Below are 15457 nucleotides of genomic sequence, written 5' to 3' on the forward strand. Positions count from 1 at the left end.
GCGTCGCTCCTCAAACCGACAGGTGGCCGGGAATGCGCAGATGCTTGCGCACGACGTCGACGAACTGCGGATCGCGCTTGGCCGCCCAGACAGCCGCGAAATGCCCGACGGCCCAAAGGCCGAGACCGACCAGCCAGAGGCGCAGGCCAAGGCCGAGCGCGGCGGCCAGCGTGCCGTTAAGAATGGCGAGCGAGCGCGGGGCGCCGCCGAGCAGGATGTGCTCGGTTAGCGCGCGGTGGACTGGGACCGAGAAGCCCGGCAGCTCGCCGCCATGGTCCGCACCATCGGCCATCAGACGAGCGCTCCGCCGCCGAACGAGAAGAACGACAGGAAGAAGCTGGACGCGGCGAAGGCGATCGAAAGACCGAAGACGATCTGGATCAGCTTGCGCGCGCCGCCCGACGTGTCGCCAAAGGCGAGTGTCAGGCCGGTGATGATGATGATCATCACCGCGATGATCTTGGCGACCGGCCCCTCGATGGATTCGAGGATGGATTGCAGCGGAGCTTCCCAGGGCATCGACGAACCGGACGCGTGAGCGGCGGGCGCGAGCGCCAGCGTGAGGAAGGTGACGGACACGGCCGTTGCGATGTGGCGGCGGATGCGCAGGGCATGCTTGATCATGACGGGTCTCCTGTGAGGGGCTGGATTGCGGGAGTGACGCGGTAGTCGCCGTCGGGGCCGAGGCCCTCGATGCGGGCGAGTTCGGCCAGGCGGCGCGATGCGCCGCGGCCCGAGAGAACGGCGACGTAATCGATCGTCTCGGCGATCAGCGCGCGCGGGACGGTGACGACGGCTTCTTGGATGAGCTGCTCCATGCGGCGCAGCGCGCCGATCGCGGTCCCCGCATGGATGGTTCCGACGCCGCCGGGATGGCCGGTGCCCCAGGCCTTCAGCAGATCGAGAGCCTCGGCGCCGCGCACTTCGCCGATCGGGATGCGGTCGGGGCGCAGGCGAAGCGAGGAGCGAACAAGATCGGAGAGCGAGGCGACGCCGTCCTTGGTCCGCATGGCGACCAGATTGGGCGCCGCGCACTGCAGCTCGCGGGTGTCTTCTATCAGGACGACGCGGTCCGAGGTCTTGGACACTTCGGCCAGCAATGCGTTGGTGAGAGTTGTCTTGCCTGTGGAGGTGCCGCCGGCGACGAGGATGTTGCGTCGGTCGGCGACGGCCTGGCGCAACGTCTCGGCCTGGCCCGCGGCCATGATCCCAGCGGCGACATAATCGTCGAGCGTGAAGACAGCGACGGCGGGTTTGCGGATCGCAAAGGCCGGCGCTGAGACGACGGGAGGCAGCAGCCCCTCGAACCGCTCTCCCGTCTCGGGCAACTCGGCCGAAACCCGCGGGGCGCCGGGATGCACTTCAGCGCCGACGTGGTGGGCGACCAGGCGGATGATACGCTCGCCATCGGATGGCGACAGCAGTTCGCCCGTGTCAGAAAGCCCCTCGGAAAGCCGGTCGACCCAGAGCCGGCCATCGGGGTTGAGCATCACCTCGACGATCGCGGGGTCTTCCAGATACCGGGCGATGGCGGGGCCGAGGGCGGTGCGCAGCATGCGCGCGCCGCGAAGAATCGCCTCCGATTTCTGGTGATTGGCCGCCACGTCGTCCCCGTTCTCTTGCGGGTCCGCGATGCGCGGCCCTGGATCGGGGACGAGTAGAAGAGTCAGAAATCATGGCCTGACAACAACCGTTATGTGGTCGTCGTACTCTGGCGTACAAAGACAGGCGAACGGCGGAACGATGAGTTACTTGCCGCCCGAGCCGGACATCCTACCGGCCTGGGCGGGAGGACTATTCCGAGTCGCGGGTGATCGCGGAGGGCATGCCTCAGATCTTCATCGTCTCTGCAAGGAAGTCGACAAACGCGCGTGAAGCTGGCTTTGATGCACGACCGGCGGGGAGAACGGCGTGGACATCGACCATTCCCATTTCCCAATCGGCCAGAACGCGGACGAGGCTGCCGTGCTGCAGTTCCGGAGAGCATCCCCAGGTCGATGTCGACGCGATCCCGAGGCCAGCCACGGCGGCGGTGATGGCTGCTTCATTGACCGAGATGTTGAGAGAGGCGTCGAGACGAACGGAAACAGACTTCCCATGCGAGCGGAAGACCCAGCCATCCGGCCGCATGCCCGAGGGGCCGAGGATGACCGAATGTGAAGAGAGATCGGCTGGCTTTCTGGGCGCGCCCGCTCGCTCAAGATAGGTGGGAGACGCCACTAGCATCCGCGGAGAAGTCCCGAGCTTTCTGGCCATCATGCCGGAATCTTCAAGGACGCCAAATCGGAGAGCAACGTCGACGGCCTCGTTGATAAGATCTTGGCGGCGATCAACAAGCACGAGATCTATTCGTAGCGCTGGATGGGTCCGCATAAACGCGGGTAGCCGCGGAATGAGTTCGCGCATCGCGAAGCTGGTGGTCGCTCCCACGCGCAGCACACCTCGAAGCTCGCCGTTTCCGCGTATCTCGTGCTCAGCTTCCTCGAGGACCGTCAGTACAGGTTCCACACGAGCCAGATATTGAGCTCCCGCCTCCGTGAGAGTCACGGCGCGGGTCGAGCGGGTCAGCAGCGTAACCCCGACCTCCTTTTCCAGCGTCGCAATGATGCGGGAGACGGAGGGTTGCGACAGGCCCACTTCGCGCGCCGCGGCGCCGAAGCTCCCGGTACGAGCGACGCGGCCGAGGAGATATAGCGCGCCCAGCCTATCAGTCATTCGAAATCCGGATTTCATCTAGTTGTCTGAGCAGGCTACCCAACGAAATCCAAATGATCAATCATCCGGCGCACGATCTGCAAGTTTTAGTCAATAGATGGAGATATCGTTGGAAGCGCAGTCCCTAATTTTCGCAGGTATTCTCATCTGGGTTTCGGTCCTTGTGCAGCATGTGAACAACATGAAGACGCGGGGCGCGCAGTTTCTGATGAGCGATCGGTCGTCTCCTCTTTCCGAGGACGGGCTGACTGGTCGAGCCACACGCGCGTTGCGTAACAACATCGAGTCCGTCGCGATGTACGTGCCGATCGCCGCGGTCGCGGTCGCCATGCAGGTGTCGACGCCCGTCACCTATTGGTCGGCGCTCACCTGGATCGTCGTCCGGACGACCTTCAGTCTCGGCTATTGGCTCAAGATCAATATGCTGCGCTCGCTCTCATGGTTGGTGGGCATGATCGCCATCGCCGCGTTCGCAGTGTCGCTGCTTCAGCAGGCCGCCGCCTGAACTGACGCGGCCCGATTTTCCATCCCCCATAACCACCATCGATCACGGAGAGCGTGTGATGCCGAAGATTCTCGTCCTATACTATTCCAGCTACGGGCACATCGAGCAGATGGCCGAGTCCGTTGCTGAAGGCGCGCGCGAAGGCGGTGCCGAGGCAATCGTCAAGCGGGTGCCGGAGATCGTGCCAATCGACGTGGCCACAGCTCACGGCTTCAAGCTCGATCAGGCGGCTCCGGTCGCCGTGCCGGACGAACTGGCCGATTATGATGGGATCGTCTTCGGGATTCCGACGAGATTCGGAGGGATGGCCGCGCAGATGCGGAACTTCCTCGATCAGACCGGGGGCCTTTGGCATACCGGAAAGCTGATCGGAAAGGTCGCTTCGATCTTCACCTCATCGGCGACGCTTCACGGCGGTCAGGAGGCGACGATCTTGACGAGCATTCCCACGCTCCTTCACCACGGTATGATCTTCGTCGGCCTGCCTTACAGCAACACGGACTTGATGCAGCTTGACGAGGTGAGCGGCGGAACGCCCTACGGCGCCAGCACGCTGTCCGGGACCGACAACAAACGCCAACCGAGCGCTCGCGAGCTCGGTCTCGCCAGAGCGCAAGGCAAGTTCGTGGCGGACGTCGCGCGTCGGCAAAGCGCGGCATGATATTCGGCCCGGCGCGACGGCCAGCGCGTAGGCGCCATCAACGCCGGGCATTCGACCAATCGCCGCCTCATCTACACACGGCGGCGCTGGCAGATATCATAGTGCTGCGCCCATGGACGCACGCGCTCGAAGGCCGCACAAGTTCCCATCAGTCTCGCGTCGTCCAGACGTCGGCCGATGAGTTGCAGGCCGACAGGCAGTCCACCAACGAGGCCAGCGGGAAGTGATGCCGCCGGATTGCCTGTGAGATTGGTGAGGTAAGTTAGGCACCAGCCGATCAGCGGATCGACTTCGACCTCGTCGATACGGTCAGGGCCCAAGGTCTCGCCGTGCGGTCCATTTTCCACGGGCAAACAGGCAACGGTCGGGCAAGCGATGATATCGACGCTCAGGAGCGCCCGCTGCAATCCGTCGAACGCCGCAGTGCGCGTAAGCTGATCTTGGCGGAGGTCGAGCTCCGTCAGCGCATTGGCGCGATCGATCCACATCCAAATCTGCTCGGGGAGCTCGGCCCCGTGATCGCGGGCGAGATCCAGTCCGTTGCGCTTGAAGCGCTCGATCGCACCGGCCATTCGCATGCCGACGAGGCGGCACCAAAGCTCTGTGAGGGCTCGATGGGACGGAAGTTGCACTTCGATCGGAACGATCTCCGCCCCGAGCGTAGCGAGCGCGCTTGCCGCATCATGGACATGCTCGGCGATCTCGCGGTTGACTGGATAGATACCCAGGTCAGGCGTGAAGCCGATCCTGACGCCTGCCATTGAGCGAGATTTCGCGCCCGGCAAATCGATGTCGGCGGGCAGGCTGAACAACTCAGCCGGATCGAAGGCCATGAGCGTCTGCAAGGCGAGAGCGCCGTCCTCGACGGTGCGGGTGATCGCGCCGGTATAGGCGAAATTGGTGAGTTCAAAAGCGTTCTGCTGGGCCGCCGCGCTCGGGACTCGGCCGTACGACGGTTGGAAGCCGAAGGTATTGCACCAGGCTGAAGGAATCCTGATCGAGCCCCCACCGTCGGTGGCTCCACCGATCGGCACCATTCCATCGGCCACTGCGGCCGCGCTGCCCCCGGACGATCCCCCGCTGTTGCGGGCGGGATCAAACGGATTACGCGTCGGGCCGTGCACGGGGTTGTCGCAGGTGCCGCGGAAGCCGAAAACCGGGCTGTTGGTCGCACCGACCACGATCGCGCCGGCCTGCTCCATCTTCGTCGGGAAATAGGACGCCGACTTTTGCGGCAGAGCCTGGAGGGCGCGGATGCCGCCGAGGGTCGAGGGCCAGCCGGGATAGCTGTTGAAGAGATCCTTCATCGCGACAGGTACGCCGGCGAGAGGTCCGACGTCTTCACCCCTGGCGATGCGTTCCTCAAGGCGTTTGGCGGCGGCCAGGGCACCTTCGGGATCGACGTGGACAAAGGCGTTGAGGGAGGGGTTGCGTGTCTCGATGCGATCAAGCGCCGCGCGGACGCTTTCTGTCGGGGAGAGATCCTTGGCGCGCACACGTCGCCCAATCTCTGATGCACTTAATGTTTCGAGCGTATCCGGCATGGGTAGTCCTCATGGATAGAGGTTGATCTCAGGGTGGCATGGCTGTCGCGGTGTATGAGGTATGGTAATGTACAGTACCATACGTATTTGAGCGAACTGCTCTTGGTCAAGAGGTGCTCCGATGCATGTCGGTCGCAGAAAGGGCTTAGACCACGGCGTCAGTCAGTGCTCGGCGGCCCGTCGATCTCTTCGGATATTTCTTGGCGGAGCTTGGGTCCGTTCGCGAGCCTGCGGCCAAGCGCCGTGACGAACGCCTCGTAGCGTTCGCCGGCTTTCGCGCGCGCTGCCTGGGCGGCAGGTTCCGGCAGCGCCGGAGTTGTGCTGAGCCAGAAGCGCACGAAGATAGCCAGTGTCTCGACCGCGATCCCGAGGTCGCGCTCCATCCGGCTAAGGCGTCGATCGACCTGGTCGAGACGTTTCGTGATTGCCGCTTCCTGCCGTTCGGCGGCATCCGGCGAAAGGAAGGAGGCGATGCCGGCTTCCGCGATCAACGACAGTGAGTGCCCGCCTCGGGCGGCATGAGCGGCAAGTGCCCGCATGACGTCAGGTTCGAGATAGACTGAGAGCCGTTGCTTCTTGGGCGCTTTCGCCATCCCTGCCTCCCTAGAGCTCAATGCCATCGCCCGGATCGAGCGAGGCTTGGCGGGCGACCTGGCGCATGGTCTGGTTCATCCGGCTGAGGCGCGCGGAATCCTCATCGGCGTCATCTCGAGGATCGATCTCGAACTCGTTTTCGATCGGCGCCTTTCGCTCGGCCGGCGTCCCTCGACTGAGTTCAGGCTGGTGCCGGCGCTCGGAGTCCGTGGTGTCCTCCTCTTCGGAAACGGGATCTCCGTTCGTCGCCGTCGACAAGGTCGGCCTGGCTGGAAGGGGCAGCGTGCTCCAGTCGTCAGGTCGGGCCGTGGTCGGCTTGGCGGCGTTCGGCGGCATCAGGATGCGCTCCTGGAACCGGCGATCTTCATAGTATCGCGCCTTCTTCGCGCGGATCGGCGGCGTCCCGGCTACCATGACGATCTCATCCGTTGGAGGAAGCTGCATGATCTCGCCGGGTGTCATAAGCTGCCGCGCCGTCTCCGAGCGCGACACCATCATGTGGCCCAGCCAGGGCGACAGGCGATGTCCGGCGTAGTTCTTCATGGCTCGCATCTCGGTCGCTGTGCCGAGGGCGTCGGACACACGCTTGGCCGTGCGCTCGTCATTGGTGGCGAAGCTGACGCGCACATGGCAGTTGTCGAGGATCGAGTTGTTCGGTCCGTAGGCCTTCTCGATCTGGTTCAGCGACTGCGCGATGAGGAACGCTTTCAGCCCATACCCGGCCATGAAGGCGAGAGCGCTTTCGAAGAAGTCGAGACGGCCAAGCGCCGGAAATTCATCAAGCATAAGGAGCAAGCGGTGGCGATTGCCCCTCGCCTGCAGATCCTCAGTTAACCGTCGCCCGACCTGATTGAGGATCAGACGGATGAGCGGCTTGGTGCGGTTGATGTCTGAGGGTGGGACGACGAGGTAGAGAGTCGTCGGATGCTTGCCTCCGACAATGTCGGCGATCCGCCAGTCGCAGCGCCTTGTGACCTCGGCGACGACGGGATCGCGATAGAGACCTAGGAACGACATGGCGGTCGAAAGCACCCCCGACCGTTCGTTGTCGGATTTGTTCAGTAGCTCGCGGGCGGCGCTCGCGATCACGGGATGCGGGCCCGCCTCGCCCAGGTGAGCTGTCTTCATCATTGCAGCGAGCGTCGATTCGATCGGCCGCTTCGGATCGGAGAGGAAGGCGGCGACGCCGGCCAGGGTCTTGTCGGCCTCGGCGTAGAGGACGTGCAGGATCGCGCCGACCAGCAGCGCGTGACTGGTCTTTTCCCAGTGGTTCCTCTTCTCCAGCGAGCCTTCCGGGTCGACCAGGATGTCGGCGATGTTCTGAACGTCGCGGACCTCCCACTCGCCGCGGCGCACCTCGAGCAGCGGATTGTAAGCGGCCGACTTCGCATTTGTCGGATCGAAGAGGAGCACGCGGCCATGGCGAGCGCGATAGCCGGCTGTGAGCGTCCAGTTCTCGCCCTTGATGTCGTGAACGATCGCGGAGCCTGGCCAGGTCAGGAGCGACGGAACGACGAGGCCGACACCTTTGCCTGATCGCGTCGGGGCAAAGCAGAGCACATGCTCGGGTCCGTCGTGTCGCAGATAGTCTCGATCGAACTTGCCGAGGACGACGCCATCGGCGCCGAGCAGGCCGGCCGAACGAACCTCGTCAGCCCCCGCCCATCGCGCAGAGCCGAATGTCTCCGCGTTGTTGGCTTCCCGCGCTCGCCAGACCGACATGCCGATCGCAACCGCAATCGAAATGAAGCCACCCGACGCTGCGATATAGGCGCCCTCGACGAAGATCGGCGGGGCGTAGGCGTCATAGGCATACCACCACCAAAAGAACGCCGGCGGATAGTAGATCGGCCATCCGGCGATCTCGAACCACGGCATGCCGAGCTGAGGTTGGAAGCCGAGCCGGTAGGCCGTCCACTCCGTCGCGCCCCAAGTGGTCATCAGCACGATCAGGAAGACCGTGAGGATTTGCCCCCAGAGAATTTTGGTCGCCGACATGGCGCCCTCCTTTCTTGATTGAACTACATGCCCAGACCGCGATTGCGGCCGAAGCTCCAGTCGACGCCGCCCGCGCCACGCGAGACGCCGGAGACATGCTGACCGAGCTGTCGCTCGAGCGACTGCGACCAGGGCACGAGCTGGAATCCCAGTCCGTCGTCGATCATGGCGAAGCGGCCGGACGCGAGTGCGAAGCGCTGGCGATAGGTGCCCGCCACATACTCGCCCGTTCCGGCTTTGGAGAATTGGCGACCGGTCTCGGCAGCGAGCTTTTCTCCGAGAGCCTCCACCTCGCGCTGTCTGAGCGTGTCGATCAGGCCGGGCGAGAAGCTGACACCGCGCGCTTGCCGCTCGCCGAGACCCTGGCCCACAAGATGCTCGGCGCGCTTGTCCAACGCCTCGCGCACTTCTGCGCCGAACCCGGCGCTACCTAGGGCCAGCGGATTTCTGGCGATCGCCTGTCTGTCGAGCCAAGTGGCGCCGGTGGCATGAATCTGTCGCTCGATGTCGAGATCTGAGCGGACGGCGAGCGCGACGCGATGATGCCCCTGTGCATCGTTGAACTTGCGCAGCTCCACGATCGAGCCCGGCGCACTATCGCCGGCAGCGTCGAGATCGGGCAGCTTGATGTGGTGGGTGCGCCCGTCGGTGCCGTCGACCACGGCGTAGGCGGTGCCCTTCAGCTCGTCGTCGAGACCGCGATCGACCAGTCGGCCGACGACAGGATCGGTGATGCTCTCGCCGGCTAGCACATAGCTGGCGGCGCCGCGCTCGATACCGCGTTCCGTCAGGCCGCGATGAATGCGCTTGATGATGTCTCCACGTTCGCCGAGCTCGCGCAGCGTAGCCTCGGCATTCTCGGACACGACCCATTGGCCGGGGCCGACCTGATCAGCGAGACCGAGCGTCTCGAGCTTCCGCAGCCGGCCGACTTTCATCGCGTGGAATTCGTCCGGCTGGCGGTCGGGGTGCGGGGCAAGATCGACGACGCCGGTGCGATAGGCATCGCGGGCAAGCTGGCGGTCGAGGTTGGTCCAGCGCTCAGCCTCGATCTGGCGTTCGAGGTTTCGGCGGATCTCGTGATCGGTGCGCGGCCCGAGCTCCTGGGTGACTAGATCCTGCGCGCGGGCGCGCATGCCTTCCTTGATGTAGTCGCGGGAGATGACGAGGTCCTGGCCATCATCGGTGCGTCCGCGCAGGATGATATGGACGTGGGGATTGTCGGTGTTCCAGTGATCGACGCCGACCCAGTCGAGCTTGGTGCCGAGGTCCTTCTCCATCTGCCCCATCAGGTCGCGGGCATAGGTCTTGAGGTCGGACATCTCCGTCGCGTCCTCGGGTGAGACGATGAACCGGAAATGATGCCGGTCGTCCTGGGTTCGCTCGGCGAACGCCTTCGGATCGGCATCGTCGGTCTCGGGACCGAATAGCCGTGCATTCTCTCCATCGCGCGTCACGCCCTCGCGCTTGAGGTAGCTGAGGTGCGCGCTGAGCGGCGCGGCCCGAGCGCCATGGCGGACGACGCGAGTCTTGATGACCGTGTTGCGCGATCGGCTCGTGAGCAGCCGGTTGGCCTGGACGGTCGCGCGCTGGCCGCGCCCGAAGCGCGACCGGTTGCCCGAGCTGATCTTGCCGGAGCGCGAGACGCTGCCGCCGGCGCGCTGCGCGGCCGCCAACGCCTGCGCGATGAAGGGCCGCGCCTGCTGCGCCCGGGTCGAGCGGATGCGGCCTGGCCGGATGCGGAAATCGTCTTCGCCGCTCATGGCCGAAGTCCCGCACATCGCGCGATCGCGCGGATATCCTTGGCGAAATGACTGATGCGCAGGCTGCTCCCATCGAGCGCACCGCGCGCCAGTGCCCCATAAGTCTCTGAAAAAACACGACCGCACCAAGCCGCACATCGCCGGCTTTTATCTCGCCATCGTGCGGTTGTGCTGTCGGCTTCTCCTCTCCAGACCGCCCTTAGTCCGCCAGAACACGCCACAATGCGAAGGGGTGCGAACGCGGTCATCGCGGGCCACCGGAGACGCTGCGGGCAACGAAAAGGCCATCGGTGCGCGAAGCCACCGCACCTTGACTGCGCTCCGGGGCCGCCGCCGTGGTGGCGTCTGACTCGCCCTCAGAATGCAACGGCACGGCAGGCCCACTGCCAGCCGACTGCACGACGAAGAGCGGCGCTCGCGTCCAAGCGAGCGGATCAGCGGCCGCCACCGTGACGGGGCTGGTGAGTTCACCGCCACCGACCAGAGGCGCGAGCGTCGCGACATAGGCACGCGTTTCGGCAGGCAATGGGCGGCCAGCGAGATACTCTTCGTAGCGGCCCGGACCGGCGTTGTAGGCCGCCAGGAAGCCGGGCGATCCATAGCGATCGTGCATCTCGCGCAGATACGCAGCGCCCGCCAGGATGTTGTCGCGCGGATCGTAGGGATTGCTGCCGAGCCGGTGGCGGATGCGCAAGTCAGCCCAAGTGGCGGGCATGACCTGCATCAGGCCCATCGCGCCGGCCGACGAGATGGCGCGCACATCGCCAGCGCTTTCGACGCGCATCACGGCGCGGATCCAAGCCTCGGGAACGCCGAACCGCTGCGCCGCCTCGGCGATAAAGGCGCCATAGGGATCGCTGCGTGGCGGCCGCTCGACCTGCGTCTGCTGGGCGTGGGCAGTGCTCACGGCCGGCGCAGCGAGGACCAGGCCGGCAAGGAGAAGGAGGGCTGCACGTCGGAGGGTGATCCTCCCTCCGACGACAGACTGATGGCGCGCGATGGTCACCGTTCAGTCCCGCTCGCCGCGCTTCGGCGGGCGATTCCAATGCAGACCCCAGGCGGATTTGTCGTCCGCAGACTGGAACAGATTGGCGCGGATCGGATGGGCGAAGGTCGGATCGTCGAGTTGCAGCGAGACATACTCGCCGGCCTTCTCGCCGGTGCGCTTCCATCCCGCGCCGATCTCCGCGCCGGTCTCGTTGCTCATGGTGTCAAGCACATGGACGCGGAAGTCGGGTGCGTTTTCCGCATCTGATGGCTCGGCCGCGACGATGATGATGTCCTGATGCAAGGACAGCGTCGTGAGGTGGCCGATGAAGCCATCATTCTCGCGCGCAAATTGACCGATTACGGGCATTGGTCGTCTCCTTCAGATCGCGGTGGACAGGGTCATGGGCGCGCCGTCACCGCGTCGGCGCGCGCCAAACGAAGCGGCCGTCGCCGTCCTCGTCGGTGTAGAGAGGGGTGGCTCGGCCGATTACGGTGGAGGCCGGAAGAGGGCCGAAGTAGCGGCCGTCGAGGCTGTCGCGGACCTGCCAGTTCATCAGGAACAGTTCGCCGGCCGCGACCAGTCGGCAGCCCTGCCAGACGGGGAGCGGGCGGCCGTGACGATCGCGATCGAGCGCGTCGCCCATCGGCACGCCGTCGACCGTGAGGGCAAGCCCGGTCCGGCAGACCCGCTGTCCCGGTAACGCGGCGACGCGCTTCAACAGCGGCACGCCGCGCGGGAGGTAGCCGCCATCGGACAGGAAGGTTGCGAGCGGCTCGGGCGCGTCGACGGCCACCAGATCGGTCACGTCGAGGCCGCCTGCATCGCCGATCGTGTAGAAGCCGACCGGCGTGCTGGCGGACGCGTTCCAGATCAGGCGCGGCGCGAACGAAGCGATCGAGGCGAAGCCGAGAAGGGACACGGCCGCCGTCGTGACGATGGCGTAGGAGAGCCGGGTCATGCGCCGATCTCCCGGCGCAGCAGGAAGGCGCGGTGCTGGCGCGGACCATAAGCGCGCGGCGCTTCGCCGACCGTCAGACGGTTATGGACGTGACGCCAATGGTCCGGCGAGACCTCGATCGGGTCGATGCCGCGCGCCTCAATGGCATCGACGACCTGGAGCACGCGCTCCACCTTCGGCCAGCCATCGACATGCAGCAGAACCTCTGCGCCGGGCGTCACCGTCGCGACGGTCTGGCAGGGCGCGCCACGCTCGACCGTTCGCAGGATGTCGAGCCGCGACAGCACGGTGCCGTGCTCGTTCGCCGCCCAACGCACCAGCGCGAAAACGCTGCCGGGAAGGAAGAAGAGGATGCGGCGGCGGCGATCGAGGATCTGCTCGCGCCGCTCGCGGCCAAAGCGAATCCAGTGCTCCGTCTGCTTCTCGATCCAGACGAGTTCGACCTGGGTGAGCGCTTCGGGCGGCGGCTCGGCGGTAGCACCGCCGGCGCGCATTGGCGCGGCGACAAGGCCGGTCATTGTCCTTCTCCTGACGGGGGTGGGAATTCGCGCTCGAACAGCGCGCGCAACATGTCGGCGACCGTTTGGCCGCGCTGAAAGGCGGCGATCTTGATGCGACCGCGCATGTCGGTGGTGACGTCGATCGTCAGCCGGGCCGAGTAATCCTCGGCCGCCTGGCCGCGGGCGGCGTGGCGGTCGGGCGCCTTGATCCAGTCTTCGGGATCGGCGGGACGGGCCGCAAAGCTGCGCTTCGGGGACCGTTCGCTCATGCGCCGATCCTCGCGACTTCCGCCGCGAGCGCAGCGATCTCGCGCGCGCCGGGGCAATCCTCGTCCTGCTCGGCAGCGAGCCGGCCGGTCTGCACGACATCCGCGAAGACGATGCGTTGGCCGATCGTGGTCGAGAGCAAGGGCGGGTCGTGGTCTGCCAGTGTCTCGGCAGTCTCGCGCGCCAAGACCGTGCGCGCCGCGCAGCGGTTGAGCACGAAGCGGGCGGCGAGCTGCGGGCGATAGATGCGCGCCTCGCCGAGCAGCGCGAGCATCTCGGCCGAGGCCCAGCCATCGAGCGGCGACGGCTGCACCGGGATCAGCACGAGGTCGGCCGCGAGCAGTGCCGAGCGCATGAGGCCGGCGACGCGCGGCGGGCCGTCGATGACGACATGGTCGGCGTCGCGGGCCAGCTCCGGCGCTTCACGGTGCAGCGTGTCGCGGGCCAGGCCGACGACACCGAACAACCGCTCCAGCCCCTCCCGGCTACGCTGCTGGGACCAGTCGAGCGCCGAGCCCTGCGGATCGGCGTCGATCAATGTGACGCGCTGTCCACGGCGAGCCCATTCGCCGGCGAGGTGAAGGGCAAGCGTCGTCTTGCCGACGCCGCCCTTCTGGTTGAGCAGCGCGACGATCATGACGGTCTCCCGGCGATCGGGGACTCGTCCACAGCGGCCGAAAACAGCGGTCGCGTTAGAAAGATTCCGTAGGAATCTAGGTTAGATAAGTTACGGGGCTCGCAAGCTGCTGATTCAGCGCGAGGAATCGACGATTCCGGTCCCCGATAGCACGAGAGTCCGGTCCCCGATGGCACGATAGTGCCAGTCCCTGATAGCACGAGACGATTCACAGCTTATCCCCAGGGCGAGTTGTCGATCGGCGACGGCGGCGCGGGATGCCGAGCGCGTCGGGATCGGTCGGCACAAAGGACAGGATTTCCGGACCGCCGAGGCACTGCTCGATGGTCAGCCTGTAGCCGGGCAGCGGTTGGCGGCGAACGATGTCGCGCAGGTCGTAGGCGAAGTGCTTGAGCGGCGAGAGGCTGCCGGACTTGGCGTGGAGGTGCGGAAAATCGAAGCTCCAGCCGAACTCCTGTTTGCCGCCATGCTTGCGCACGAGGCGATAGAGCCAGCGCTCCAGCCCGCCCGTCAGACCGAAATAGTTGCGGTCGATGGTAAGCACGAGCGCGTCGTCGAGCACCGCGCCGTAGAACCAGTCGGGGACGATCAGCTCGAGGCCGAGCGGCCGGCCGCGATGGTCCGCGCGCTCCTTCCATTCGTTGATCCAGGAGAAGCGGTGCATCCGCCGTTCGGTCGGCTGGCGGATCGAGGTCGCCACCGTGGTCGATTGAAGGCGGTCGAGTGCGGCCTTCAGACGGTCGTAGTCGCGAAGCGACACGCCGCGACCGATGAAGTTGAGGATTTCGTACGGGGTTGTCGCCATCAGCCGCGACGGCCGCAGACCGACGTCGCGCGCCTCGACGATTTGCGAGGCAGCCCAGATCAGGACGTCGGCGTCCCAGATTGTGGCCATGCCGTGCTCGGGCACGGCTTCGACGCGGATCTTCACCGAGCCGGCCTTGAAGTCGATCGGCGCGAGGCGCTTCGACTTCGCGAGCGAGAAGAAGGGGTAGGCCATGAGGTCCTGCGCATCGCGCGGCGCGAGATCGCCGGGCAGCGCCCGGAACAGATCGAGCTGCGCGCGCTCATCGTGATGGTTGTGGCGAGACAACACGGCCGGTTGCCTCAGCGTGGGAAGCGGCCGGCAGCGGCGGGCGAAGCTGCCTGGCGCTTGGCCGGCAAAACGGTGCCGCCGCGCGGATCGGAAGTAGAGGTGACGAGACCGCGATCCGCCCAGGCCTGGAGGTCGTCGACGGAATAGACCACGCGACCGCCGAGCTTCCGATACGTCGGACCGGTGCCGTAAGTGCGATGCTTTTCGAGGGTGCGCTCTGAAAGACCGAGAAAGCGGGCGGCTTCCTGGGTTCTCAAGTATCGTGTCGGTAGATTGGCGGCGTTTTCGGCCATGATAGGACCTCCGTGGTCTCGCGGGCGGCCGCTGAAAGGGAGCGGCGGGTTGCGAGCACGGTGGCGAGGCGTCGGCGCCTGCGACAGAAACGAAGTTAGATAGTTATTTTCGACACCAAGGCCGCTTCAGCGAGAGCGTCTGGGGCGACGGAGAATGTTGCGGTATCCGCCGCGCACGAATGCCATGCCGTCCCTGGCGAGCCGGATCGTGGTTTCGCGAATAGGGCTTTCGATCCACGTCTTTGCGTCGTGCTTGATGTTGGGAAAGAGCTGTTCCGCAATCTGCCGGTAAGTCGCCCCTAGCTCGCGCGCGTCAACGGCGCGCAACATCTGGCGCGCGCGTCCGCGCCTCTGCCGTGTAATGCGCGGATCGGGCGGAACTCGTTTGCCGAACATCGCATGCCAAAGTCGTTCGATAGCGGTGAGGCGGTCTGGCGTCATTTCGTCGAAGATGACAAATGCACCAAGAGGGCGCGTGTCTGGCGCATCCGCTATGGCGACGTCGTAGAGCTCGCCGTGCAGAGTGAGGCGAAGCACGGTCTCATCAAGCTCGATAATGGAGTGCGCGTGAAGCGTCTCAGCGCTAACGCGGAGGCTTCCTGCAGGGCTTGGCCCGGCGATGAACGGAAGCGTCGCGGGGTCTATTTCCGGGGTCCAGAAGACCGGCTGAATAAGCGCCGAATGCTGAGGATCTACGACGAAATCGCAACCCCCATTGTTCGGCGAATTCGCGGGCGACATCCTCTGTCAACCGCCCGATAGCGACCAACTCCCGATACGACTTTCTGTAATGTAAGCGGTAAAAATCCCCCACATGGCATTTGAGGCGGTTCTGTAATTTGGGATGGTCAGGCGGCGCTTGCGATGCCGTTCAGTTCGAACGAAGCTTGCGCGGCATTGGTGTCGACCCAGTTGTACGGCAACAGATCGTCGAT

The 15457-nt window shown here is 65.3% G+C and carries 20 protein-coding genes; 2 read left to right on the plus strand and 18 right to left on the minus strand.

All coding sequences use genetic code 11. The features are described 5' to 3' along the window. Positions 1–10 precede the first annotated feature (10 nt). From BV95_RS17990 to BV95_RS18005, 4 genes are all read right to left on the minus strand, one after another. Entirely contained in the window at positions 11–292 is a 282-nt protein-coding gene (locus BV95_RS17990) for a VirB3 family type IV secretion system protein (protein ID WP_008827607.1), read from the minus strand. Continuing rightward, on the minus strand, positions 292–621 hold the full coding sequence (locus BV95_RS17995) for a TrbC/VirB2 family type IV secretion system protein (protein ID WP_436626979.1): 330 nt from the start codon (positions 619–621) through the stop codon (positions 292–294). The genes BV95_RS17990 and BV95_RS17995 overlap by 1 nt, the downstream gene beginning before the upstream one ends. Then, positions 621–1604, minus strand: coding sequence for a P-type conjugative transfer ATPase TrbB (gene trbB / locus BV95_RS18000; protein WP_037455236.1), 984 nt, complete (start codon positions 1602–1604; stop codon positions 621–623). Before trbB ends, BV95_RS17995 begins: the two co-directional genes overlap by 1 nt. Positions 1605–1830: 226 nt before the next feature. Beyond that, the gene (locus BV95_RS18005; RefSeq protein ID WP_037455239.1) at positions 1831–2715 is read right to left on the minus strand and encodes a LysR family transcriptional regulator; all 885 of its coding nucleotides are present in this window, start codon (positions 2713–2715) and stop codon (positions 1831–1833) included. A 109-nt stretch (positions 2716–2824) separates the two neighbouring features. Here BV95_RS18005 and BV95_RS18010 point away from each other — a divergent pair, with 109 nt between their 5' ends. Further along, complete coding sequence (locus BV95_RS18010; protein WP_169804670.1) at positions 2825–3220, plus strand: MAPEG family protein; 396 nt, start codon at positions 2825–2827, stop codon at positions 3218–3220. A gap of 58 nt (positions 3221–3278) precedes the next feature. Further along, on the plus strand, positions 3279–3881 hold the full coding sequence (gene wrbA, locus BV95_RS18015; RefSeq protein ID WP_037455245.1) for an NAD(P)H:quinone oxidoreductase: 603 nt from the start codon (positions 3279–3281) through the stop codon (positions 3879–3881). A gap of 71 nt (positions 3882–3952) precedes the next feature. Here the strand turns inward: wrbA and BV95_RS18020 are convergent, their stop codons facing one another. From BV95_RS18020 to BV95_RS24960, 14 genes are all read right to left on the minus strand, one after another. After that, positions 3953–5425 carry an amidase gene (locus BV95_RS18020; RefSeq protein WP_037455248.1) on the minus strand — a complete coding sequence of 491 codons (1473 nt, stop codon included), beginning with the start codon at positions 5423–5425 and terminating at the stop codon, positions 3953–3955. Between the two features lie 158 nt (positions 5426–5583). Next, complete coding sequence (locus tag BV95_RS18025) at positions 5584–6018, minus strand: hypothetical protein (RefSeq protein ID WP_037455251.1); 435 nt, start codon at positions 6016–6018, stop codon at positions 5584–5586. A gap of 10 nt (positions 6019–6028) precedes the next feature. After that, positions 6029–8017: a conjugal transfer protein TraG gene (locus BV95_RS18030; protein ID WP_037455254.1), complete on the minus strand. Its 1989-nt coding sequence runs from the start codon at positions 8015–8017 to the stop codon at positions 6029–6031. Between the two features lie 23 nt (positions 8018–8040). Beyond that, positions 8041–9780: a relaxase/mobilization nuclease domain-containing protein gene (locus BV95_RS18035; RefSeq protein ID WP_037455257.1), complete on the minus strand. Its 1740-nt coding sequence runs from the start codon at positions 9778–9780 to the stop codon at positions 8041–8043. Positions 9781–10024: 244 nt separating this feature from the next. After that, positions 10025–10786: a lytic transglycosylase domain-containing protein gene (locus tag BV95_RS18040; protein ID WP_037455260.1), complete on the minus strand. Its 762-nt coding sequence runs from the start codon at positions 10784–10786 to the stop codon at positions 10025–10027. A 3-nt stretch (positions 10787–10789) separates the two neighbouring features. Next, positions 10790–11137, minus strand: coding sequence for a DUF736 domain-containing protein (locus BV95_RS18045; protein WP_037455263.1), 348 nt, complete (start codon positions 11135–11137; stop codon positions 10790–10792). 46 nt (positions 11138–11183) lie between these two features. Beyond that, positions 11184–11729 carry a S26 family signal peptidase gene (locus BV95_RS18050; RefSeq protein WP_037455266.1) on the minus strand — a complete coding sequence of 182 codons (546 nt, stop codon included), beginning with the start codon at positions 11727–11729 and terminating at the stop codon, positions 11184–11186. Beyond that, the gene (locus BV95_RS18055; protein WP_037455269.1) at positions 11726–12247 is read right to left on the minus strand and encodes a DUF2840 domain-containing protein; all 522 of its coding nucleotides are present in this window, start codon (positions 12245–12247) and stop codon (positions 11726–11728) included. Before BV95_RS18055 ends, BV95_RS18050 begins: the two co-directional genes overlap by 4 nt. Then, positions 12244–12498: a hypothetical protein gene (locus tag BV95_RS18060; protein WP_037455273.1), complete on the minus strand. Its 255-nt coding sequence runs from the start codon at positions 12496–12498 to the stop codon at positions 12244–12246. Before BV95_RS18060 ends, BV95_RS18055 begins: the two co-directional genes overlap by 4 nt. Then, positions 12495–13133 carry a ParA family partition ATPase gene (gene parA / locus BV95_RS18065; RefSeq protein WP_037455276.1) on the minus strand — a complete coding sequence of 213 codons (639 nt, stop codon included), beginning with the start codon at positions 13131–13133 and terminating at the stop codon, positions 12495–12497. The genes BV95_RS18060 and parA overlap by 4 nt, the downstream gene beginning before the upstream one ends. 208 nt (positions 13134–13341) lie before the next feature. Next, positions 13342–14229 (minus strand): replication initiator protein A, encoded by an 888-nt coding sequence (locus tag BV95_RS18070; RefSeq protein WP_037455279.1) that lies wholly within the window; start codon positions 14227–14229, stop codon positions 13342–13344. 11 nt (positions 14230–14240) lie between these two features. Next, positions 14241–14522 (minus strand): helix-turn-helix transcriptional regulator, encoded by a 282-nt coding sequence (locus tag BV95_RS18075; protein WP_037455282.1) that lies wholly within the window; start codon positions 14520–14522, stop codon positions 14241–14243. A 126-nt stretch (positions 14523–14648) separates the two neighbouring features. Next, positions 14649–15194, minus strand: coding sequence for a DUF2285 domain-containing protein (locus tag BV95_RS18080; RefSeq protein ID WP_409372105.1), 546 nt, complete (start codon positions 15192–15194; stop codon positions 14649–14651). Continuing rightward, positions 15106–15336 (minus strand): transcriptional regulator domain-containing protein, encoded by a 231-nt coding sequence (locus tag BV95_RS24960; protein ID WP_420806759.1) that lies wholly within the window; start codon positions 15334–15336, stop codon positions 15106–15108. The genes BV95_RS18080 and BV95_RS24960 overlap by 89 nt, the downstream gene beginning before the upstream one ends. Positions 15337–15457: the final 121 nt, after the last annotated feature.

This window comes from Sphingobium chlorophenolicum (genome assembly GCF_000722875.1).
In the GTDB taxonomy this organism is placed as follows: Bacteria; Pseudomonadota; Alphaproteobacteria; order Sphingomonadales; family Sphingomonadaceae; genus Sphingobium; species Sphingobium chlorophenolicum.

What these genes read in the sequence shown, in the direction of transcription:
- BV95_RS18060 (WP_037455273.1), bottom strand. Translation starts at nt 12,498, where the DNA reads ATGAGCGAACGGTCCCCGAAGCGCAGCTTTGCGGCCCGTCCCGCCGAT.
- BV95_RS18055 (WP_037455269.1), bottom strand. Translation starts at nt 12,247, where the DNA reads ATGACCGGCCTTGTCGCCGCGCCAATGCGCGCCGGCGGTGCTACCGCC.
- BV95_RS18045 (WP_037455263.1), bottom strand. Translation starts at nt 11,137, where the DNA reads ATGCCCGTAATCGGTCAATTTGCGCGCGAGAATGATGGCTTCATCGGC.
- BV95_RS18005 (WP_037455239.1), bottom strand. Translation starts at nt 2,715, where the DNA reads ATGACTGATAGGCTGGGCGCGCTATATCTCCTCGGCCGCGTCGCTCGT.
- BV95_RS17990 (WP_008827607.1), bottom strand. Translation starts at nt 292, where the DNA reads ATGGCCGATGGTGCGGACCATGGCGGCGAGCTGCCGGGCTTCTCGGTC.
- BV95_RS18030 (WP_037455254.1), bottom strand. Translation starts at nt 8,017, where the DNA reads ATGTCGGCGACCAAAATTCTCTGGGGGCAAATCCTCACGGTCTTCCTG.
- BV95_RS18075 (WP_037455282.1), bottom strand. Translation starts at nt 14,522, where the DNA reads ATGGCCGAAAACGCCGCCAATCTACCGACACGATACTTGAGAACCCAG.
- wrbA (WP_037455245.1), top strand. Translation starts at nt 3,279, where the DNA reads ATGCCGAAGATTCTCGTCCTATACTATTCCAGCTACGGGCACATCGAG.
- BV95_RS18020 (WP_037455248.1), bottom strand. Translation starts at nt 5,425, where the DNA reads ATGCCGGATACGCTCGAAACATTAAGTGCATCAGAGATTGGGCGACGT.
- BV95_RS18035 (WP_037455257.1), bottom strand. Translation starts at nt 9,780, where the DNA reads ATGAGCGGCGAAGACGATTTCCGCATCCGGCCAGGCCGCATCCGCTCG.
- parA (WP_037455276.1), bottom strand. Translation starts at nt 13,133, where the DNA reads ATGATCGTCGCGCTGCTCAACCAGAAGGGCGGCGTCGGCAAGACGACG.
- BV95_RS18050 (WP_037455266.1), bottom strand. Translation starts at nt 11,729, where the DNA reads ATGACCCGGCTCTCCTACGCCATCGTCACGACGGCGGCCGTGTCCCTT.
- BV95_RS18025 (WP_037455251.1), bottom strand. Translation starts at nt 6,018, where the DNA reads ATGGCGAAAGCGCCCAAGAAGCAACGGCTCTCAGTCTATCTCGAACCT.